This is a genomic window from Paenibacillus sp. JDR-2, assembly GCF_000023585.1.
Taxonomy (GTDB): domain Bacteria; phylum Bacillota; class Bacilli; order Paenibacillales; family Paenibacillaceae; genus Pristimantibacillus.
On the sequence record NC_012914.1, the window covers coordinates 3,213,244 to 3,234,200 of the forward strand.

At 48.9% G+C, this 20,957-nt stretch carries 21 protein-coding genes, 1 pseudogene and 2 riboswitches; of the genes and pseudogenes, 14 read left to right on the forward strand and 8 right to left on the reverse strand.

Annotated elements, in window-relative coordinates; all coding sequences use genetic code 11:
- Window positions 1-112: 112 nt before the first annotated feature.
- The 5 genes from PJDR2_RS14110 to PJDR2_RS14130 all read left to right on the forward strand — a co-directional run bounded on the left by PJDR2_RS14110 (window position 113) and on the right by PJDR2_RS14130 (window position 4,490).
- Entirely contained in the window at window positions 113-409 is a 297-nt protein-coding gene (locus PJDR2_RS14110; protein ID WP_015844380.1) for a chorismate mutase, read from the forward strand.
- A gap of 107 nt (window positions 410-516) precedes the next feature.
- A complete protein-coding gene (locus tag PJDR2_RS14115) occupies window positions 517-786 on the forward strand; it encodes a hypothetical protein (RefSeq protein ID WP_015844381.1) in 270 nt (89 codons plus the stop codon).
- Window positions 767-1,861 carry a GerAB/ArcD/ProY family transporter gene (locus PJDR2_RS14120; RefSeq protein WP_015844382.1) on the forward strand — a complete coding sequence of 365 codons (1,095 nt, stop codon included), beginning with the start codon at window positions 767-769 and terminating at the stop codon, window positions 1,859-1,861. Before PJDR2_RS14115 ends, PJDR2_RS14120 begins: the two co-directional genes overlap by 20 nt.
- Window positions 1,858-3,267 (forward strand): spore germination protein, encoded by a 1,410-nt coding sequence (locus tag PJDR2_RS14125; protein WP_015844383.1) that lies wholly within the window; start codon window positions 1,858-1,860, stop codon window positions 3,265-3,267. The genes PJDR2_RS14120 and PJDR2_RS14125 overlap by 4 nt, the downstream gene beginning before the upstream one ends.
- Window positions 3,264-4,490, forward strand: coding sequence for a Ger(x)C family spore germination protein (locus tag PJDR2_RS14130; protein WP_015844384.1), 1,227 nt, complete (start codon window positions 3,264-3,266; stop codon window positions 4,488-4,490). Before PJDR2_RS14125 ends, PJDR2_RS14130 begins: the two co-directional genes overlap by 4 nt.
- Window positions 4,491-4,529: 39 nt before the next feature.
- On the opposite strand, the gene PJDR2_RS14135 is transcribed toward PJDR2_RS14130, so the two are convergent.
- The gene (locus PJDR2_RS14135; protein WP_015844385.1) at window positions 4,530-5,135 is read right to left on the reverse strand and encodes a LysE/ArgO family amino acid transporter; all 606 of its coding nucleotides are present in this window, start codon (window positions 5,133-5,135) and stop codon (window positions 4,530-4,532) included.
- Window positions 5,136-5,261: 126 nt separating this feature from the next.
- Between PJDR2_RS14135 and PJDR2_RS14140 the strand changes: the two genes are divergently transcribed.
- The 5 genes from PJDR2_RS14140 to PJDR2_RS14160 all read left to right on the forward strand — a co-directional run bounded on the left by PJDR2_RS14140 (window position 5,262) and on the right by PJDR2_RS14160 (window position 11,201).
- Entirely contained in the window at window positions 5,262-6,701 is a 1,440-nt protein-coding gene (locus PJDR2_RS14140) for a PLP-dependent aminotransferase family protein (protein WP_015844386.1), read from the forward strand.
- Window positions 6,702-6,821: 120 nt separating this feature from the next.
- A complete protein-coding gene (locus PJDR2_RS14145) occupies window positions 6,822-8,864 on the forward strand; it encodes an acyltransferase family protein (RefSeq protein WP_015844387.1) in 2,043 nt (680 codons plus the stop codon).
- Between the two features lie 27 nt (window positions 8,865-8,891).
- Window positions 8,892-9,398, forward strand: coding sequence for an RNA polymerase sigma factor (locus PJDR2_RS14150; RefSeq protein ID WP_015844388.1), 507 nt, complete (start codon window positions 8,892-8,894; stop codon window positions 9,396-9,398).
- Window positions 9,395-10,288, forward strand: coding sequence for a DUF3298 and DUF4163 domain-containing protein (locus PJDR2_RS14155; protein WP_015844389.1), 894 nt, complete (start codon window positions 9,395-9,397; stop codon window positions 10,286-10,288). Before PJDR2_RS14150 ends, PJDR2_RS14155 begins: the two co-directional genes overlap by 4 nt.
- A gap of 133 nt (window positions 10,289-10,421) precedes the next feature.
- The gene (locus tag PJDR2_RS14160; RefSeq protein WP_015844390.1) at window positions 10,422-11,201 is read left to right on the forward strand and encodes an SDR family oxidoreductase; all 780 of its coding nucleotides are present in this window, start codon (window positions 10,422-10,424) and stop codon (window positions 11,199-11,201) included.
- A gap of 46 nt (window positions 11,202-11,247) precedes the next feature.
- Here PJDR2_RS14160 and yjcZ read toward each other — a convergent pair whose 3' ends face one another.
- The 3 genes from yjcZ to PJDR2_RS33195 all read right to left on the reverse strand — a co-directional run bounded on the left by yjcZ (window position 11,248) and on the right by PJDR2_RS33195 (window position 12,226).
- Window positions 11,248-11,370: a sporulation protein YjcZ gene (gene yjcZ, locus PJDR2_RS32905; RefSeq protein ID WP_150106484.1), complete on the reverse strand. Its 123-nt coding sequence runs from the start codon at window positions 11,368-11,370 to the stop codon at window positions 11,248-11,250.
- A gap of 247 nt (window positions 11,371-11,617) precedes the next feature.
- Window positions 11,618-11,785: a hypothetical protein gene (locus PJDR2_RS33190; protein WP_015844391.1), complete on the reverse strand. Its 168-nt coding sequence runs from the start codon at window positions 11,783-11,785 to the stop codon at window positions 11,618-11,620.
- A gap of 273 nt (window positions 11,786-12,058) precedes the next feature.
- The gene (locus PJDR2_RS33195; RefSeq protein WP_015844391.1) at window positions 12,059-12,226 is read right to left on the reverse strand and encodes a hypothetical protein; all 168 of its coding nucleotides are present in this window, start codon (window positions 12,224-12,226) and stop codon (window positions 12,059-12,061) included.
- A 455-nt stretch (window positions 12,227-12,681) separates the two neighbouring features.
- Between PJDR2_RS33195 and PJDR2_RS14165 the strand changes: the two are divergent.
- Window positions 12,682-12,843: pseudogene (locus PJDR2_RS14165) on the forward strand (transposase); the annotation flags it as partial.
- 97 nt (window positions 12,844-12,940) lie between these two features.
- Here the strand turns inward: PJDR2_RS14165 and phnE (PJDR2_RS14170) are convergent.
- From phnE (PJDR2_RS14170) to PJDR2_RS14185, 4 genes are all read right to left on the reverse strand, one after another.
- Window positions 12,941-13,735: a phosphonate ABC transporter, permease protein PhnE gene (gene phnE / locus PJDR2_RS14170; protein ID WP_015844392.1), complete on the reverse strand. Its 795-nt coding sequence runs from the start codon at window positions 13,733-13,735 to the stop codon at window positions 12,941-12,943.
- Window positions 13,732-14,529 carry a phosphonate ABC transporter, permease protein PhnE gene (gene phnE / locus PJDR2_RS14175; RefSeq protein ID WP_041614290.1) on the reverse strand — a complete coding sequence of 266 codons (798 nt, stop codon included), beginning with the start codon at window positions 14,527-14,529 and terminating at the stop codon, window positions 13,732-13,734. The genes phnE (PJDR2_RS14170) and phnE (PJDR2_RS14175) overlap by 4 nt, the downstream gene beginning before the upstream one ends.
- Window positions 14,530-14,543: 14 nt before the next feature.
- Window positions 14,544-15,317: a phosphonate ABC transporter ATP-binding protein gene (phnC, locus tag PJDR2_RS14180; RefSeq protein ID WP_015844394.1), complete on the reverse strand. Its 774-nt coding sequence runs from the start codon at window positions 15,315-15,317 to the stop codon at window positions 14,544-14,546.
- Window positions 15,318-15,425: 108 nt separating this feature from the next.
- Window positions 15,426-16,424 carry a phosphate/phosphite/phosphonate ABC transporter substrate-binding protein gene (locus tag PJDR2_RS14185; RefSeq protein WP_015844395.1) on the reverse strand — a complete coding sequence of 333 codons (999 nt, stop codon included), beginning with the start codon at window positions 16,422-16,424 and terminating at the stop codon, window positions 15,426-15,428.
- A 172-nt stretch (window positions 16,425-16,596) separates the two neighbouring features.
- Here PJDR2_RS14185 and PJDR2_RS14190 point away from each other — a divergent pair, with 172 nt between their 5' ends.
- The 3 genes from PJDR2_RS14190 to PJDR2_RS14200 all read left to right on the forward strand — a co-directional run bounded on the left by PJDR2_RS14190 (window position 16,597) and on the right by PJDR2_RS14200 (window position 20,942).
- Complete coding sequence (locus PJDR2_RS14190) at window positions 16,597-18,174, forward strand: bifunctional metallophosphatase/5'-nucleotidase (RefSeq protein WP_015844396.1); 1,578 nt, start codon at window positions 16,597-16,599, stop codon at window positions 18,172-18,174.
- Window positions 18,175-18,383: 209 nt separating this feature from the next.
- Window positions 18,384-18,489, forward strand: a riboswitch (guanidine-I (ykkC/yxkD leader).
- 117 nt (window positions 18,490-18,606) lie between these two features.
- Window positions 18,607-19,959 carry an APC family permease gene (locus tag PJDR2_RS14195; protein WP_015844397.1) on the forward strand — a complete coding sequence of 451 codons (1,353 nt, stop codon included), beginning with the start codon at window positions 18,607-18,609 and terminating at the stop codon, window positions 19,957-19,959.
- Between the two features lie 98 nt (window positions 19,960-20,057).
- Window positions 20,058-20,179: riboswitch (guanidine-I (ykkC/yxkD leader) on the forward strand.
- A gap of 40 nt (window positions 20,180-20,219) precedes the next feature.
- Window positions 20,220-20,942 carry an urea amidolyase associated protein UAAP1 gene (locus PJDR2_RS14200; protein ID WP_015844398.1) on the forward strand — a complete coding sequence of 241 codons (723 nt, stop codon included), beginning with the start codon at window positions 20,220-20,222 and terminating at the stop codon, window positions 20,940-20,942.
- Window positions 20,943-20,957: the final 15 nt, after the last annotated feature.

Consider the following 20,957-nt stretch of genomic DNA (forward strand, 5'->3'; position numbering starts at 1 on the left):
ATGGATGGTATTTTTCGTTTACAGACTGTACAACTGTATGTTATCTTCAATATATATTGTTTGCTTTACTGCTATAAAGCGTCTACGCGACATCAGACTACGGAGGGTGCACATGACAGTATTAGAAGGACTGCGATCGGCCATTGATAAGACGGACCAACAGATTGTTGCATTATTGGCACAAAGATTCATCTTTACTGAGGCAGTAGGGGAATACAAAGCAGCAAATCAGCTTCATTCGCAAGATCCGAAGCGGGAAGAACAGCAGTTCAAGAAAATTGTCGAGCTCTCCGAGCAATACGGCTTGAGGCCAGAATATGCCGTAGACATCTATCGGAAAATTATGGACATCGCGATATCAAGACATCAAGAGCTGCTTACGGATAATTTCACGGATAAAGCGGTATAAGGCACTGCGGTTGTAACTTCGGTTACGCCGCGGTGCTTTTTTTGTACATACTTCCATCCCTATTGGAGCAAAATGACAATAACTACAAGGTTAGGGAGGGTGCCCTCGTGATCATCCTCGGACTGTTCGTCATTACGGTTATGAGCCTGCTGTTCATGTCCATGCTGGATATGCTGGTATTCAAGCAATCTTTCGTGCATGTATTAGTGCATTTGCTTCCGATCTATCCGGATACTTCGACCATCTATATTATCGTGGCTGCGTTCCTGATGGGGGGATGGGTAGACTTCAATATGACCGATCGTTTGAAGAAGAAGCCTGGCAAGCAATCGAATAAGCAAGGGAGTGAGGAGAACGGTGACGCCAAGCAAAATTAACTATGTTGATATGTTCGCAATGCAGCTGGTGTTTTTGCTTAGTACATCGATTATCTTTGGAACGCCAAGCGTGGTTCCGGACTCTTGGTTAGTCGGAATCGTTGCTTTCTTCCCCGCATGCTTGTTTATTGTCATGTACGGGGCAATGTTATCTTCCCAGAAGGATATGGGGCTGTACCAGCTGCTTGAAAAAGCTTGGGGGAAAATCATAGGCAAAGCTTTTGTTCTTGTCTACGCAACCTATTTCCTGTACATTGCCTCCCGGAATATTCGGGATATGATTGAGCTTGTGATGAGCACGCTCTTGCGAATGACTCCCGTACCGCTCATCACAACGTTGTTCGTGCTAATCGTTGCCTATGCTACGTTGGGCGGGATTCAGGCCATAGCCCGCTTTGCCTCGCTTGTTTTATGTATTGTGTTAATGATGCTGCTTGCTATCGGGATTCTTCTGATGTTCAGCAGCTCGCTTATTCTGGAACAGATGCTACCGTTCTTATCGAAAGGAATCGGGCCGGTGATATTGTCTGCCTTCCAGCACTCCATCTGGTTCCCTTATGGAGAGATCGTTGTATTCCTGGTGTTTCATAAGGAGATTGGCGGCGCGAAAGGATTTCGCCGGATTACCCTATATGCTTTCCTGAGCGCATGCGTTATTTTATCGGTTTCTGATCTCATTCAAATCTGGACGCTTGGCATCGAAGAGAAGAAATATTCCTCTTTTGCTTTGCTGGATGCGGCACGCCTCATTAATATTTCCAATATCATCACGCGGATGGATGCCATCATCACACTCATCATTATGTTCGGAACGCTGCTCAAATGCGCCGTCTTTCTATTCGCCAGCACGGAAGGGCTTACGCATATTTTCAAGGGAAAGACGGGGAAGTATAATTTTCCGCTAGCTCTTCTGGCAGGAGCATTCTCAATCCTTGTAACGCGCAACAGCGCCGAGCATTTGACGGAAGGCTTGACGTATGTCATTTATACCCTGCATATTCCGCTTCAATTAATCTTGCCTCTATTAACGCTGCTGCTGCTCCGAATCCGTTACCGAAAAGGAGAGGCCACATGAATACGGACAATATGAGCTTTGCCGCAGAGGAGTCCTACCGTTTAGATAACGTAAAAAAACAATTTGCCTCCGTGTTCGGCAATACGGCGGATCTGGCGGTAGTCTCCGTGGATGTCGGGCATTATAAAGGGCTTCTATGCTATTTGACAACTATGACCAACACGGATTTCGTCATTGAGCATGTTCTCAAGGATCTGACGCTCTCCGAACATAAAGAGCCTATGGGCATGGACGAGACTTTTCATCTGCTGGAGACCGTCCATTATGCCGCGCTGAAGCACGAGACGATTCTGGGTCTGGATAAGGTGATGAACAAAATTGTTCTTGGCAACGCCGCTATCTTTATTGACGGCTTCCCAAAGGTGCTTGTTCTGGAGGTTCGAACACTCAATTCCCGTTCCATTGACGAGCCGACCACGCAAAATGTCGTTCGCGGCCCGAAGGAAGGATTTACGGAATCGGCAGATACGAATATGAGCCTGATCCGCAGAAGATTCAATAATGTAAAGCTCCGCTTTGAGAAGTTCGAGCTTGGTTTCATGACGCATACAGCTGTCTATATGGTTTACTTGGACGGCGAGGTGGAGGAGCATATTATAAAGCAAGTCAAGGAGAAGCTGAACAGCTCGCATATCGACAGCTTGTTTGATTCCGGCCGGATCGAAGAGATGCTTCATTCGAAGGGAAAAGGAATACAGCTGTTTCCTACTGTCTATAACAGCGAACGGCCGGACGCGATTTGCAGCTATTTGATTGACAAACGAATCGCCATAATTGTTGACGGCAGTCCGTTTGTGCTTGTTGTTCCCTCGCTATTCACGGATTTCTTCAAATCGCCGGAGGACGAATACCAATGGTTTGTTATCGGAACCTTTTCCCGCTGTCTACGCTACTTCGCTTTTATCTTGTCCTTGATTGTCCCGGCTCTCTATATCGCGGTGACCAGTTACCATCAGGAGCTTGTTCCGACCATTCTATTGACCAGCATTGCGGCCCAGCGGGAGGGCATTCCTTTTCCGGCCAGCATTGAGATTCTGCTCATGGAAATTACGTTTGAAATTTTGCGCGAAGCGGGTACGCGGATGCCTCGGCTGGTTGGGCCAACCATCTCCATTGTAGGAGCACTCGTGCTTGGCGAAGCTGCGGTGCAGGCCGGAGTCGTCTCCAACATTAATGTGATTGTTGTCTCCTTGACAGCGATTTCCGGCTTTGTTGCGCCAATCTATACGTTTGGTTCCAAAGTGCGCTTTTTCCGGTTCGGGATGATTATTCTGGCTTCCGTAATCGGGCTTTACGGTCTCGTGCTGGGTTGTGCCTTGCTTATGGTACAGATAACGCGGATTGAATCGTTTGGCGTACCGTATTTGTCCTTGTTCTCCCGCTGGGACAAGAGGAGGGTCACATGAGCGCCGTACGATTCGGAGGGATGATCCTGCTCAGCCTTGCTCTGATTGCCGCCTGTACGGGATGCTGGGATCAGACCGAGCTGAACCGGTCTTCGCTTGTCACGGGAATGGCGCTTGAACCGGGCGACCATATGAAATACAAGGTTACCTTCGAGGTCGTTAATGCTTTGGAGACGGATCCTAACAAAGGGGGAAAAGGCGGCACGCCAACCGCCGTCTATTCCAAAGAAGGAAACTCGATAGCCGAAGCAACGCAAAGGATTAACGAAAGCCTGGAGCGTATGATCCTTATCTCTCATATCCGGGTTATCATTATTGACGAACGGCTTGCACGGGAAGGGATCGATCAGTTTATGGACGTGCTGCAACGGAACCGGTACGTTCGCGAAGACGTTCTCGTGTTGGTGGGAAAAGGATCTCCGGCATCGGATTTCTTAAGAACCGTATACGCGAGGGGGCAATATGCCGGGTATAAGATACAGATGCAGGTGGAGACCTACCGGAAGGTCTATGGAGGTATTCCCCGGAGTCACTTGTACGATGTTGGACAAGCGCTGTTAACCGAAGGACGCGTGCTGATGCTCGGGGCGATTACCATATCGGGCGACGTAGAGAAAAGCGCATCCCTCGATTCGATCAAGACGGTCTCTCCGGCTGCCGTCGTCAAAATGGCTGGAGCTGCTGTCTTCCGCGAAGATAAACTTATCGGATACCTGTCCAATGAGCATACGCGTATGGTTATGCTGGCCAGCGACTACGTCTATAACACTTTATTTTCCTTGCCGGGATCGGGCAGCGGGTCCAAAAGCTCCGGCGCCGTAGGCGTTCAATTCTACCATATGCACTCCCACATGCATGTCGGGATGGACGGTAAAACGCCAAAGATCCGGGTAAATGTCGAAGGAGACGGCAAGATTACAAGTCTTGACCAGAATATTAAGCTGTCGACGATTGAGGGGTATGACAAGATTGAAGAAATGACCCGGGAATACGTTAACAAAGAAATGCAAAAGACGATTAGCTATGTGCAGAAAAATTTTGGCGTAGACGTGTTTGGCTTCGGCCAGCATTATTACCGGTATCACTTTCGCAAGTTCAAACCCATTGCAAGGGAATGGGATTCATTGTTTGCCAAAGCCGAGGTGGAAATCGACAGTAATTTCACCTTGCGGCGACCGGATCTGAAGACGCAAAAGCTTGAAAAAGACGGGATTGGACCATAAACACAGAAGAAGACCGGCTTTGGGCTGGTCTTCTTCCGTCTATACATTGATTACAATCATCATAATGGCTGATGCCCATATAAGCAGAGCGGAGATCTTGTTCATCGCCTTCATCAGTTTGCCGCTGGAATCCAGCTTGCCAAGCATCCTTCCGGCCGCAGCGAGAGAGAAAAACCACAGCCAGGAGACGAAAATACAGGCGATGGAGAACATCCATTTTGCCGGGCCGCTGTAATGCAAAGAGCTGGTACCGATTACTCCTATGGTATCCATGATGGCATGGGGGTTAAAGAGCGATACCATGGCGGCGAGCATAACCTGCTTGCGCGGGGAATACCTGCGGGCTTCGGCAGCGGAGGATGCTCCACCGTTTGAACGCCAGGTCATCCATCCGATATAAGCCAGAAACAAAACGCCGGCGATAATAAGAATGGTTTTGAGCACGGGTATGTTTATAATAAGGACAGAGACGCCAAGAATGGCCAGCAGAATCAGAATCGTATCGCATAAGGCTGCAGCGATAACGACCGGAAGAGCCATGCGGAATTTGGCTTGCAGCGCGCCTTGCGAGAAAATAAAAACATTTTGTGCGCCAAGGGGCAGGATGAGCCCTAGGGCCAGTATTAAACCATGCAGGAATGGCAAAGGAAACACAGCCTTTCATTGTTTGAAAATATGGACTAATTGTAAGGGCCGTAGCATGCTTTGTCGCCATCCAAATGGTTGGCCCGCATACCAACCAATTATTAGATCAGTGAATAGGTGATACCGATGAAGTTTGAAACCAACTGGAGGCCGGACCGGAGCAGCGGCATTCCTCTATACCGGCAAATCGCGGATTATGTCCGTGCAAAAATAGAAAGCGGCGAATGGCCGCCGGGCAGCCGTATACCCACGGAAAGAGCTATCTCCCAAGTCTTTGGCGTAAATCGGAGCACCGTTGTACAGGCCTTCGCAGAGCTGACGGCAGACGGGCTGGTCGAAGGGAAGAGCGGCAGCGGGACCATCGTTTCCGCAGCTGCAGCCTGGGACAGGGAGGTTCCCAAGCTGCCGGACTGGGAGTCTTATGTAAAGACCGGCGTTCACCGGCCGAACCAACGGACCATTCAGGATATCAATCATGCCGAGTTTATTCCGAACATTATACGGCTTGGGACGGGAGAGCCTTCTCCGGATTTTTTTCCGAAGGAGATGAACCGAATCCTACGGCAGCTGGCGCCCCAAGCGGATATATTCGGCTATCCGGAGCCTCGCGGCTTGTATTCGCTTCGGGAGCAGATCAGTAAGCACATGGCGGGTTACGGAGTGAACGTATCACCCGATTCGGTACTTATTGTGTCCGGAGCGCTGCAAGCTTTGCAGCTCATAGCCCTTGGTCTGTTGAAGAACGGTTCGTCCGTTTTAACCGAATCTCCGTCTTATTTGCAATCTCTACAAGTATTTCAGTCTGCCGGCATGAGTATGTCCGGTCTGCCTTTAAATGAGGATGGGTTGGACGCAAAGGTGCTGGAGTTTTACGCGGGAAGAGGGAAAGGGACGTTACTGTATACCATCCCTAGCTTCCATAACCCTACGGGTACGGTTATGTCCTTGAAGAGAAGACGAGAGGTGTACGAATTATGCGTAAAGTACAAGCTGCCGATCCTGGAGGATGACGCGTACCGCGATCTTTGGCTGGACGAGCCGTCCCCTCCGCCGATTAAATCGCTGGACCAGAACGGTCTGGTCCTGTATCTCGGAAGCATGTCCAAGACGCTGAGTCCAGGACTTAGGATTGGTTGGGTCATTGGGCCGGAGCAGGTGATCCACCGGCTTGCCGATGTAAAGATGCAATCCGATTATGGAGCAAGCACGTTATCCCAATGGACGGTAACGCAATTTCTCCGGCAAGGGCTCTATGGGGAGCATCTTGATCATGTGAGGAAGGAGCTGAGAGCCCGCCGTACCTATATGCTTCAGCTGCTGGAGCATTATTTGAAAGGGGCGGCGGAATGGGAGGAGCCCACGGGGGGATTCTATATCTGGCTCCGGCTCAACCGTAACCTATCCATCCCTGCCTTGTTTGATGCCGCACTTAAAGACGGAGTACTGCTCAATCCCGGATACCTCTATGATAAAACGGATCAAAATCATATCCGATTGTCCTACTCTTACGCTTCTTTTGAGCAAATGAAAATAGGAATCGAGCGGCTTGCCCACAGCATACCCTGAAGTGAAGGGATGCTGTTTTTTTTGTTCGAAATTTCCATAAAAAAGTGCAAACTTTTTGGCGGCTTAATGCGTCTTGAATACATAACAAAATTATTTAATATGTAAGGGACGGAAACAGCAATGGAAGACAACATGAACAGCAAGAAACGTTACATGCCGGGAATAGACGGATTACGGGCTTTATCGGTGCTCGCCGTCATCGCGTACCATCTGAACATGAAATGGGCGCAAGGAGGATTAATTGGAGTTGCCATCTTTTTTGTCATCTCCGGCTACCTCATTACCGATCAAATCCTTATTCAGAAGCAGCGCTACGGAAAGCTGGATTTGAAGGACTTCTGGATAAGAAGAGCACGCAGGCTTCTTCCTGCGATGTTCTGTATGCTGCTGTTCGTTGCCATATGGCTGTTGTTACTCGATCCCAACCGATTAAACCACTTACAGGGCGACTACTTTTCATCGCTGTTCTACGTCAATAACTGGTGGCTCATTTTCCATCAGGTCTCGTATTTCGAAAGCTTTGGCCCGCCGTCCCCAATCGGACATCTATGGTCTCTTTCGATTGAAGAGCAGTTCTATCTGATTTGGCCGCTGTTATTGCTGCTGACCCACCGCCGCGGCAAGCTGTTCGTTATGATTCTTGTCGCAGCTGTCGTATCGTCACTGGCAATGGCGTTCCTGTATGTTCCCGGATCCGATCCAAGCCGCGTCTACTATGGTACGGATACCCGCATGTTTGGTCTTTTGATTGGAGCGGCACTGGCTGTTGTATGGCCGAGTCATAAGCTGAATGCAGCTGTTTCCACAGCCTCCCGGTTTTCGATGGATATAATCGGAGGCATAAGCTTAATCGTACTTATCGTCATGATGTACCGAATGAACGAATACGATGCTGCGTTATACCGCGGCGGTTTTCTTGGCTTATCGATTCTCACTGCAATTGTAATCGCTGTACTAGCACATCCTGCCAGCTTGCTGGCCAGAGCAATGGGGCTTCGCCCGCTAAAATGGATTGGCGTTCGTTCTTATAGCTTATATATTTGGCATTATCCTGTTATTATTTTAACGAACCCTTCCAATCAGGCCGTTACCCCGGGCCCAATACTGATTGCGTTTCAGATTGCGGCAAGCTTTGCGCTCGCTGCCTTATCTTACAAGTATATCGAGGAACCGCTTCGCCGCGGCTCGCTTCGGGCAAAATTCCGGACGGTATTATCCGTCAGATGGCTTGGCGTACAGCCTCTTGCTTTTCTGATTATTATTCCTTTATTACTTACACCAAGCTTCGGCAACTCGCTTCTGAAGGCCAAACAGGCTCCGGTTACGGTTGTCTCGGATAATATCCAGCGTGATGACGTACAGCCATCGGCACCATCATCTACTCCAACGCCTCCTCCAACGGAAGAGCCGAAAGACGATGTTGTCGTTGTAACTCCCGACGAGCATACGGATAAACCGGATGCAAATACCGCAACAAGCAAACCGACGAAGAATGACAAGCCGGATCCTACAAAAGAGCCTGTTCAGTCGACTAAGCCGGAGCATACGCCGGAGCCGTCCAAAGAACCGGAAACGGATGCCGGGAAGCCTTCCGGAGAGACAAAGGATAACTCTTCAGAGCCGCCGCAAAAGGGCTCGGATGACCCGAATAAGCCGCCGGTTGAAACGACGAAGCCGCCTGTCCACCAAGCGGGAAGCGGCAAAGGAATTACCGTTATCGGAGACTCTGTTATTTTGGATGCCGCACCGTTCCTCGAGAAGTTAATGCCGGGTATTGTCGTGGACGGTAAAGTTGGCCGGCAGATGAGGCAGGCACAGGACGTGATCGACCAGATGAAGGCCGATAATACGCTGGGCAGCACGGTCGTTCTTGAACTGGGGACCAACGGAGCGTTTACCAACAAGCAACTGAAGGCGTTAATCGAGTCGCTTGATAAGGTTGAGCATATTTATCTCGTTAATACGCGGGTTCCGCGGAATTGGCAGGATACAGTAAATCAGATGCTTCCAGAAGTTGCTAAGGCGTACAGCAATGTAACCATAGTAGACTGGTATTCTGCAAGCGAAGGGAAGGAAGATTATTTCGCGAAGGATGGCGTTCATTTAAAGCGTGATGGCGCAGAATTTTATGCGTCCGTGCTTATCGGTGCCATCACCAAGTGACCATAAATAGAGAAGGGTATGCCGGCCATGAACAGAAAGTCCGAACAAATACTGACCAATTGCATTACAGAGAATAAGGAAAACATTTACCGGCTGGCATACAGCTATGTCAAAAACAAAGAGGATGCGCTCGATATTGTTCAGGACTCGATTTATAAAGCCATGACCAGTATCGAGCTGCTCAAGGATTCCACAGTGGTGAAGAGCTGGTTTTACCGCATCGTTGTGAACACCTCATTGGATTTCTTGCGCAAGCACAAGAGAGTTCATCCGATGGACCAGGAAAAGCTGGAATTTTACGCGCTTGGCGCCGAAGATTCCTATATGGACATCGATCTGGTCAGGACACTCGCGGATTTGCCCTCTAAATACCGGGAAGTTGTTGTCCTCCGCTACTTCGAAGATATGAAAATCGAAGAAGTGGCGGAGGTGCTTCACGAGAATGTGAATACGGTCAAAACGAGGTTGTATCAAGCGTTGAGGCTGCTTCGCATGAAGCTGAAGGATACTTCCTTAAAGGAGACTAATGGATGAGTGATATATTAGAGCATCTGCGGAAGGAGTATCAGTCGGTACCGATTCCGGAGGAGCTGGATCTTATCGTTAACCGTTCCATCAAACAAGCCCTGCAAACCCGCAAGGCGAAACGTTTGAAGGTGAAGGGGATGACGGTAGCGGCAGCGATACTCGTATTTCTGATTGCGATTAACGCCAGTACAACGGTTGCGAACGCTCTTGCTTCCATTCCTGGCGTGGAACGGATTATCAAAGTGCTTACCCTTCAGGAGTTCAAGGTAAAGGATTCGAATTACGAAGCCGATATCAAAGTACCGGCGATAACGAATATGGAGAACAAGGAGCTGCAGCTTGGGCTCAATCAGAAGTATTTGGCCGAGAGTAAAGCGTTATACGACGAATTCCAGGCAGACATTGAAGAACTGAAGAAGCAAGGTCTTAACGACGCTCATGTCGGTATAGATGCCGGATATGAAGTGAAGACGGATAACAATACGATTTTGTCTATTGGCCGTTATATTGTTCAGACCGCCGGATCTTCTTCCACGGTGATGCAGTTCGATACCATTGATAAGAAGAATCAGAGACTGATTACATTGCCGATGTTGTTCAAAGATGATCAGTATATGAAGTTGGTCAGCGACAATATCATAGCCCAAATGAAAGAGCAGATGAAAAGCGATGACGGCAAGATCTATTGGATTGCCGGAGCAACGGACTATATCTCGATAGAGGAGACGTTCTCGTCGATTAAGAAGGACCAGAGCTTCTATATTAACAAAGACGGCAAGCTGGTTATCGTATTTAATAAATACGAGGTTGCTCCCGGCTCGATGGGCCTACCGGAATTCATTATTCCGACAGAAGCCATCCAGGGCGATCTCGTCAGTAACCATTATATTAAGTAAGGGACAAGCAGAGGGGGATGAAACTCCTCTGCTTTATTTTGATATGACTTCGCAATTCCTTATTTTGGTGACAAGATAGGGATCGAGGTGGTAAAATACTGCCGATAAATTCACTAGCGAAGGGACAAATCCAATGAAACTTCATTCCAATACCATTCTTATTACCGGCGGAGCATCCGGCATCGGTCTCGAGTTGGCTAGCCGTTTATCGGCCCTCGGCAATACGGTTATCGTGTCCGGCCGGGATCAGGCCAAGCTCGAACTAGCGAAGGCGCAATACCCGAAGCTTCATACGTTCCCGTGCGATGTTACAGATCCGGAAGCTATCGCAAAATTGTATAACAGCGTAACCGCACAATTCCCGGAACTTAATATGCTTATTAATAACGCAGGCCTGATGCGTAAAATCAACTTGCAGCAGAAGGAAGTTGATCTTCTCGACATCAGCCGGGAGATCGAGACGAATCTGAGCGGACCGATTCGAATGGTTGATCAGTTCTTGCCCCATTTGCTGAAGCAGCCATCCGCGGCCATCATGAATGTCTCATCCGCCTTGGCTTTTGTCCCCTTCGCGATCTCTCCCGTATACGGCGCAACAAAAGCCGGTATTCATTCCTTCACCCGCTGGAGGGTTCAGCTCAAGAACACGAAGGTTCGGGTGTTTGAGCTTGCTCCGCCACTCACAAAAACAACGCTTGTTGACGCGTTTGAAGCTAATGATATGAAAGGCAGTGCGGCAATGGAAGTATCCGAGCTTGTTAGTCATGTCTTTAAAGCCATGGAAAAGGATCAGCTTGAAATTCGTCCCGGGCAAAGCAATCTGCTCAAGCTGATGAGCCGGATGGCGCCAAATTTTATATTCAAGCTCATGAGTAAATCGGTCGATGCCATGCATGCGGAATCCGGTAAATAAAAAAACAAAAGACCCCGCGAAGGGTCTTTTGTTTTAGCCAGTTTTATTAGCTTTTTTTATCCCGATATCCGCCGTAAGAAGTGGCGCAGCCACCACCAAAGATACCACAGCTACAAGCGATAATGACCAACAAGATGAACAGAACAAGAATGAAACCGGAAGATGCCATTAAGAATAAAACCTCCTAGTAATTTAGAATACACTATAGATTATGCTTCTATGTTAGCAAGTGCTTGGACCTCTATCTCGTAGATAAGAGACTATTTGCAATCGTCATGCTAGGATGAATCTCCTGCTAGGAAAATTGACAGGCCAGGCACAACGAACAGAAGACCCCATGTAGGGGCCTTCTGTCCGCTTGCATATATTTAAAGAATTACATTCATCAGCATGCATGGAGGCAATTGCCGCATGGATTAGTAGTAACCTTTACCTGTACCTACGCCTCCAACTCCTGGGTAACCGCCGCCGCAGCCGCCACCCCAACCGCCTACAAATCCGCAACCGCAGACGATGATCACCAGCAAGATGAACAGCACAAGAATTGAACCAACATTGTTAAAACCATGGCCAAGTCCTGACATAATTCACAACACCTCCTTACGTCTGGATATACTTTAATATATGAGCGGGAAGCGGATGTGATTGGGTATTTGCCTCGGAGGCATTTGACCAATTCCATTTGCCCCTCCGGTACAAAGATAAGGGGATAATCGCCATGCCGAGGTGAATCGCCTGGTGGGGAGATTGACCGGCAGGCACAGCAGACAGCAGACTCCGTAGAGGGGTCTGCTGTCTGCTGCATCTATTTAAAGGATTACATCCATCAGCATGCATGGAGGCATTTGCCGCATGGATTAGTAGTAACCTTTACCTGTACCTACGCCTCCAACTCCTGGGTAACCGCCGCCGCAGCCGCCACCCCAACCGCCTACAAATCCGCAGCCGCAGACGATGATCACCAACAAGATGAACAGCACAAGAATTGAACCAACATTGTTAAAACCATGGCCAAGTCCTGACATAATTCACAACACCTCCTTACGTCTGGAGTATTCTTCAATATATGAGAGGGAAGGAGATATGCTTGGGTATTTGCCCCACCGGTACAAAAGCGGGGGTATGATATTTACCCTTCCTTTGTTATTTAGGTTTGGGTTAAACAGCAGCCTGCGCATTTTAATGTTCTTCCAATCGCCATTGCTCAGGGATTCCGTGAATCAACGAGGTAAGGTTGGAATCCCTTCACAAAAGCGACCGCTAACGCTTCTCCAGAATCATTAAAATGCTCCGTTTGCCATTAACCTGTCAATGAAATGCTTTAAGGACAAAACAACAAGAAGCCGATTCTTGTTAAATATCCCGGAGGTGGCCGAGATAGCTACCACCCCAAAATGCTTATGAAGGTCATCATTTATGCCTACACGCAGTGCATTTTGAAGATGGACATGCCTTGTCGGTTCGGCGCATGCACGAACAAGAAAGTGTGTTTGGCCAAATCAAGAATAACCGGGGATTCCGCCGGTTCCTGCTTCGAGGCTTACCGAAAGTTAGCCTAGAGGTCGGGTGGTTTTCGCTTGCCCACAATTTGCTGAAGAAAGCTATAAAGGAGCAAAAACGAAAAATAGCGCTGCAGGGATAACTCTCTGCAGCGCTATTTTTATGAAAATTATTTCGTTATTTTACTAAGGCGAGCCGTCACTCTAGCGAGCGAACCCCTTTTGAGACGGCCTCTTTAATTACACGAGTTTTCGGCGAATCGCGCCGGAGATCAGGTCAATGATGGTGATCATGACGATGATCCCAAGCAGAATAATGCCGACACGATCCCAATGGCGCGTGCTTAAAGCGAAGATGAGCGGCGTACCGATTCCGCCTGCTCCTATAAAGCCAAGGATGGTTGCTGAACGGACGTTAATCTCGAACCGGTACAACGTATAGGACAAAAAGCTTGGCAGTACTTGCGGCAGTACGGCAAACCATAATTGCTGGAAGCGATTGGCGCCGGATGCAAGCAAGGCTTCGGAAGGACCGCGGTCGATGCTCTCGATCTCTTCCGCATACAGCTTGCTAAGCATGCCGACGGAATGAATGCCAAGGGCGAGAACGCCCGCGAACGAGCCTGGCCCTACGGCTTTAATAAAGAGGAGGGCCATAACCAGCTCGGGAAAGGTGCGCACAAAGCTCAGAACAACTTTTCCCGATCTCGAGACTGTCCGGAACCTGCTCATATTTCTGGCCGCCCAGAAGGCAAAAGGGAAGCTGACCACAGCTGAGATAATCGTTCCCAGAACGGAAATAGCCAACGTATCCAACAGTCCCCGGAGTAAATCCTCGCCATCCGGCAAATATACATAATCCCAATCCGGCTCAAAAAGTCCTGTAAGGATGGATTTCATTATGGTTCCCGCGGTTTCTTTAAAGCCTGTGAAAGGCACGCCGCTAAAAGCCCAGATGTACACGGCGAGAAGGGCGAGGTAGATCAGCCAGCGATAGGGATTTTTTTTCGGCTTTTGGATGATGACGTTATTCATAGCAGTCTCTCCCTTAGCTTTGTGCTGGCATAGTCAATAACAAGAACGACGGCAAGCGTAAAGAGGATAATGACGCTTGTCTTGTCGTATTCCAGGAAGCCAAGCGTTGCTTCATAATAAAGACCGATTCCGCCGGCGCCGACAAGACCCAATACGGCGGCGGCGCGGACATTAATCTCGAAGGTATAGAGTAGGAACGACATAAAGTTAGCCTGGATTTGCGGTACAACGCCGTATACGATCTTTTGCGTAAAGTTGCCTCCGGCAGCCGTCAAAGCTTCCAGGGGACCATGGTCGATCGTTTCAATCAGTTCATAGGTCAGTTTGGAGATGAGGCCAACCGAGAACACGGTCAGGGCCAAGATCCCTGGAATAGGCCCCAAACCAAAGACGGACACGAAGATCGCGGCAAGAAGCAGGTCCGGTACCGTACGAACCAGATTTAGAAGAAATCGCGACGGATAATAAAGCCAGCGGGAACGCGTCAGATTAGCAGCGCATAACAAGGAAACGGGTATAGACAGTATTGCGCCGATTGTTGTGCCAATCAAGGCCATGCGAATCGTTTCGAGCATGCCGTGAACAATGTTGTCGAAGTAGCTCCAGCGCGGCGGAAACATCTCCTTCAGCAAATCCCACATATTGGGCATTCCGGTAATAAGCTCGGGAAGGGAGGCTTCGGTTTGTTTGCTGCTCGCCCAGAGCAGGACAAGAATCAATACGATGGTCAAATAATGCTTGATCCGGCTTGGAGGCTTAGGACGCGCTGACTTTTGAGACGCGGCGGGCTTCATATTCACGTGAAGACTCATACGACGACCTCTCCAAGAAGCTCGTCCCGCTGAGGCGGACGGCCATAGATTTCGGCAAACCGTTCATCCGTCGCTTCCGATACGGGGCCGTCAAAAACTACCTCGCCGGCGCGGAGGCCGATGATCCGGGTGGCATACGTTCTGGCAAGATCGATAAAATGCAGGTTCACAATCGTCGTAATGCCAAGATCCTGATTAATTTTTTTTAAATCGTCCATAACCTGTTTGGTCGTTAGGGGGTCCAGGGAAGCGACGGGCTCATCGGCTAGAATGATTTTTGCTTCCTGGGCCAGAACGCGGGCAATCGCGACGCGCTGCTGCTGGCCGCCTGACAGCTCATCCGCGCGGGAATACGCTTTTTCCATAATGTTAACCCGGCCGAGCGCTTCAAAAGCCAGATCGATATCCTTCTGAGGGAAACGGCCGGTTAAGGTCCGGATCGTAGAGTGATAACCAACTCTTCCCGCTAATACATTGCGCAGAACGGAAGATCTCTTGACTAGATTAAAGCTTTGAAAAATCATGCCGATATCCCGGCGGATCAAACGAAGCGTTTTCCCTTTTGCTTTTGTAATCGATTGGCCGTTGATCAGAATTTCGCCTTCTGAAATATCATGCAGCCGGTTAATGGAGCGGAGGAGAGTGGATTTGCCGGCGCCAGACAAACCGACAATAGCGATGAATTCTCCTTCTTGTATAGTGAGGTTGATATGGTTTAACCCTTTGGTCTGGTTCGGGTAAATTTTCGATACTTGGCGAAGCTCAATCATGAGAACCCATCCTTTTAGAAAGTTTCTGTAACGGGACAAGCCAGTACAGGCCGCAGGCGGCGTTGTACTGGCTTGTCCGATGCCTTAATTGGCGTCACTAGACGAAGACTACTCGGTTTTTACTTTTTCGTTGTATTGGCGTACGATGTCAAATACGCTGTCATCCGATTTCACATAACCTTGGTGCGAGTATACGTCGAAAATAATTTGGTGACCTTCTGGGTCAGTACCGATATCAATGAAAGCTTGTTGAATTTTAGCGAACCAGTCTGCATTCATGTCCGAGCGAACGCTGATGGTATCGTTAGGAATTGGTTCCGTGAAAGTAAGAACGCGGGTATCTTCAAATACTTTCGGATAATCCTTCGATACGAGCGTGCGTGCATCCTGGAAAATCGCGGCTGCATCCACGTCGCCGTTGAGAACGGCGAGAACGCCTTGGTCATGGCCTTTTACGGTAACCGGTTGAACGTCCTTCAGCGGATCAAGACCTGCGTCCATCAACGCGGCAGCCGGCCATACGAAACCTGCAGAGGAAGTCACGTTCTGGTAAGCGATCTTTTTGCCTTTCAGATCCGCAACCGTTTTGATTGGCGAATCCTTCTTCACGATAATCATCGACTTGTAGCTGTCTACCAGCTCCGTAGTAGGAGCGCCGGTAGCGTCGTCTACGCCAAAGCGCTGTGCTTGCAGCATTACTTCAGCCGCGCCTTTCTCTTTCGCCAGAACGTAAGCGGTAGGAGGCAGGAAGCCTACGTCTACTTTTTTCGAAGCCATAGCCTCGATGATGGTGTTGTAGTCGGTCGATACGCTTACTTTTACCGGAATGCCAAGCTTATCGCTAAGCAGCTTTTCAAGCGGCTTTGCTTTCGCTTCAAGCGTATCCGCGTTTTGCGAAGGCACGAATTGAACAGTCAGTTCAGTTGGCGCATAACCTTCCGGAGCTTTGCTTTCTTCTGGCGTGGACGGATCGGTTGAAGCTTCGTTTGACGGGCTTGCTGAGTTCGCAGCGTTGTTGCTTGCGTTCGAGTTGCTGTTGTTACCGCAGGCGCTAACCAATAAAGCGAGCAGTAACAGTGGTAAGACGATCAGATGCAGTTTCTTCACTTCCAAAACCCTCCAAAAATTTCTATATTTTAAATACTCGTCCACTATAGGTAATCTCTATTAACGGAAGGTCAAAGGGGAGATAAGTATTTGTAAATACGCATAAAGACATATCTTGGCGAATAGGGCTCTGTTACAATAGCGCTTATTGAAAGGAGAGGAAGACCTGACAGTGGAAAGAGAGAATATGAGATGCGTCATCCTGGTTACCAGCGATATTCACGGTTATATTCAGTCGGTGGATTACCGGACAAGAGAAGAGATTCCTTCCGGACTTGCCAAGCTGGCTACGCTTATTAAGGAAGAGAGAACGAAGTGTCCGAATCTGCTGCTTATCGATAATGGAGATATGCTGCAGGGCTCGCCATTTGCCGCTTTCGCGGCAGCGCACGCTTCCGGCATTCATCCGTGCATTGAAGTCATGAACAACCTTCAATATGATGCGGCCGTACCGGGGAATCACGAGTTTAATTATGGATTTGAGACGTTGAAGCATGCTGTTGAAACCTCGCGTTTCCCTTGGTTAGCGTCCAATATTATAGCTAAGGAAACAGGAGAACCGTCATTGGGCAAGCCTTATACAGTGAAACGGATAGAGGATAAGCTGAATGTGGTTATTCTTGGGGCGACAACGCATTATATCCCTCATTGGGAGAAAGCAAGTCATATCGATGGGTTGGAATTCCGTAATAGCCTTGAAGCCGTAAAAGCATGGACCGCCTATATACGGGAGCATGAGCAGCCGGATCTTCTCATTGTCAGCTATCATGGAGGCTTCGAACGCGATTTGGCTAATGGCCAAGCTACCGAGCGGTTAACCGGCGAAAACCAGGCTTACGCGATTTGTGCGGAAGTCCCCGGCATCGATGTCCTGATCACCGGGCATCAGCACCGCTTGATCGCGGAGCAGTTGAACGGGGTGCTCGTCGTGCAGACGGGAAGCAACGGACAAGCCCTTGGGCAATTTACAATTGAGTTTGAGTATAGCGGGGACGGCTGGCGGGTTGTTTCTAAGACTGCCCGGCTGCTTCAGCCGGCGGCGGACACGGCGGCGGATAGGGAAGTAGAGGTCCTAACCGGAGATATGGAAAGAATGACGCAGGAGTGGCTGGACCAGCCCATCGGAACTGCGGAAGGGGACTTGTCCGTTGACGATCCCTTTGAATGCCGCAAGGCTCCGCATCCTTTTGTACAATTTATTCATCAAGTGCAGCTTGAAGCTACAGGAGCGGAAATATCCGCTGCGGCTTTGCTTAGCGAAGAGTGCCGGGGCTTTGGATCTGTCATTACGGTCAGGGATGTGCTGTCAGCCTTTGTGTACCCAAACACGCTAACGGTTCTTCGGTTGACGGGAGAGGATATCCGGCTGGCACTTGAACAGTCTGCTGCTTACTTCGAGCTTGATGCGGCTGGAAAACCAGGTATTAGCGAAGCTTATCTACAACCTAAAGCCCAGCATTACAATTATGACATGTGGGCAGGAATTGAATATGACATTGATCTCTCATTTCCTGTTGGTAAACGCATTACAAGGCTTTCCAGGAACGGAGAAGAGTTAAGCGTGAACGCTGAATACTCCGTGGTGATGAACAGTTACCGCGCTGGCGGCGGCGGAAACTTCGATATGTTCCAAGGGAAGCCTGTTCTCTATGAAGGGGCGGAGGATATGGCCGATTTAGCTGTTGGGCATATCCAGTCTAAAGGCTTGCTGACAGCCTCAGATGATAGGAATTGGCAGTTAATGTGGTAAGTAATAGAAGGAGGGCTACTCTTCTAGCGAAGGGTGGCCTTCTTTTTTTCTGGCTTAAATGTAAGGGTAAGCGCTTAAATGTGAACAAATCGAACATCATTGCGAATAAATTTGAAAAAGGGGCTTGAAAAACAAAATTTACATGTTATATTAAATAACATCAAGTTGAAACGAAGAATGTAAGCTTACATTACGCGAGCAACTGAATAGCCATTGTTCTCTAGGGTTCCGCAGCGATCTAAACCGCTGGCCTGGTCCGAGAGAGGACGCACAGCCAATAGGCTGTGTCCACGGAGGGAGAAAAGCCCGGGAGGATATGAACAATATCTTCCCGCGGCTTTTTTTTATTCTCCGGATTGAAACGCGTTCTGCCGCCTAAGGACGGCGAAGCCGTTTCACCTTGTTTGTCCAGAGATAGGGAGGAGTATGGAGATGAAACAAGAAATTACGCTGCGCCAATCACTTACGCTTGTTCAGGTCGTCGCGCTTGGATTGGCCTGGATGACGCCAATGATTTACTTCTCGGTATTCGGAATCGCTTATGATGCTTCGAAAGGAATGATTACGGAAGCCTACTCGCTCTCGATCGTTGCCATCTTCTTTACGGCGTACAGCTACAGCATAATGGCTAAGATCTTCCCGGGTTCCGGTTCCTCTTATACGTATGTCAAAAAGTCGATGCATCCTATTCCCGGTTTTACGGTAGGATGGGCGATTCTTCTCGATTACTTGTTCTCCCCGATTATTGCCTGCCTGACCTTCGGCATTTATCTGAATGCCCAATTCCCTGCAGTTCCCGCCTATGTGTGGATCATTCTGCTGAATATTATTCTGGCAGTCGTAAACATCGCGGGCATTAAATTCTCCGCCAGCTTAAGCAAGCTGTTTGTTCTCTTCCAGATCATATTTATCGCCTTGTTCTGCGGCTATTTGATGAAAGGCTTATCTGGCGTACATGACGTCGTGCTGCCGTTCACTCACATGGATACCGGATTGTCGACGCTGCTTGCGGGCGCTTCGCTGATCTGCTTCTCTTTCCTTGGCTTCGATACCGTATCGACATTGTCGGAGGAAACCATCAACGCGAAAAAGACGATTCCAAGAGCGATTATGCTCATCATTCTGATTGCGAGTATCCTCTATATTACAACATCCGTTCTGATACAGGTGAGATATCCTAACCTAACCTTTAATAACGTGGATGCAGCCGGCTTTGAACTGATGAAGCTTGCGGGCGGGGCGGCATTAGGGGCGATTTTTACCACGGTTTTAATTTTTGCGATCTTCACGCAAGGGCTGACTTCGGTTACGAGCGTATCCCGTCTGATGTACGTACTGGGCCGCGATTCGATTCTCCCGAAAAAGTTTTTTGGCGCTTTGCATCCCAAATACCGCACGCCGGTTAATAATATCGTGCTTGTATCCGTCATCTCGCTGCTTGCACTTGTCATCAGTCTGGATATGGCCGTCAAATTCGTTAGCTTTGGAGCGTTAACCTCGTTTGCCTTTGTTAATATTTCTGTCATTGTAGAATGTTTTATCAAACGTAAACAGCGTTCGCTCAAGCAAACGTTCCAGTATTTGATTTTCCCGCTGATCGGAGCGTCATTTATTATTTGGCTGATCACGCTGCTCGACTCCCAAGCACTGCTGCTTGGCTGCATTTGGCTCATTTTCGGCGTTACTTATTACCTGTTCCGCACCAGAAAGCTGCGCGCGATGCAAGGGACGCCATCAGCGCCAATCTTCCCGGCATCGGCCGCGATCGAAACGGAATTTAAATAATTATTATGTAATGTATATTGACACGGAAAATCAATCCAATTATACTTGGGCTATGTTAGCAATCATTACATCTGAATAAGTTCCGGAATTGCCGGAACGAAAAAGCTGTCTAGGGTTCCGTTGACGGGTAAACGTCAAGTCTGGTCCGAGAGACGGCGTATGGCGGAAAGCTTATTAAAGCAGCCGGCATATGACACGGAAGGACAAAAGCCTGGGAGATCATTCTCCCGGGCTTTTTATATTCAAAGGGGGACATTGCGATGAGCAGCACTTGGAAAACATCGATCCGCGCGGGGGAGAAATGGTCTGGAGCGGTAAGCAAAGGCAGACTGATTCGTTTTAGGGCTATGGAAGAAGGCGCGAACCTGTCGATTATGCTTTTTAACGCGAAGGATTTGACGGAGCGCTACAACATGCCGGATTCGTTAAAGGCACAATATACCGCGCATTTAACGAAAGGCCATACGCTTATGAGCGATAACGGAAGAGTGCTTGCAAGCATCGTGGAAGACAGCCTGGGCTGGCATGATACAATCAGCGGCTACACGACAAGGGCTCTTACCGACCGCAAGTACGGCGAGACGACCTACCAGGAGTTTCGGAATGAATGGTTCCGGTCCGGACAAGAGAACTTTGCTGTTGAACTGACGCGTAACGGGCTTGGACTCAGAGATATGTCGCCGGTTGTGAATTTGTTCTCCAAGGTTTACGTGGATGACGAAGGGCAAATGCATTATGAGCTAGGTTATTGCGAGGCTGGCGCATCGGTTGTTCTCCGCACCGAAATGGATGTTCTGATTGTCGTATCGAATACTCCTAACCCGCTGGATCCTAGAACGGAATACCCGGCAGTACCGATTAGCATTGAAGTGTCGGCAGCCGAACCGGTGAACGAGGATGATTATTGCCTGAACTTCAGGCCGGAGAACCGCAGAGCCTTCGAGAATACGTGGAGCTACTATCAATTGCTGGAGCTCCAATAGACGGAATATTGCGAA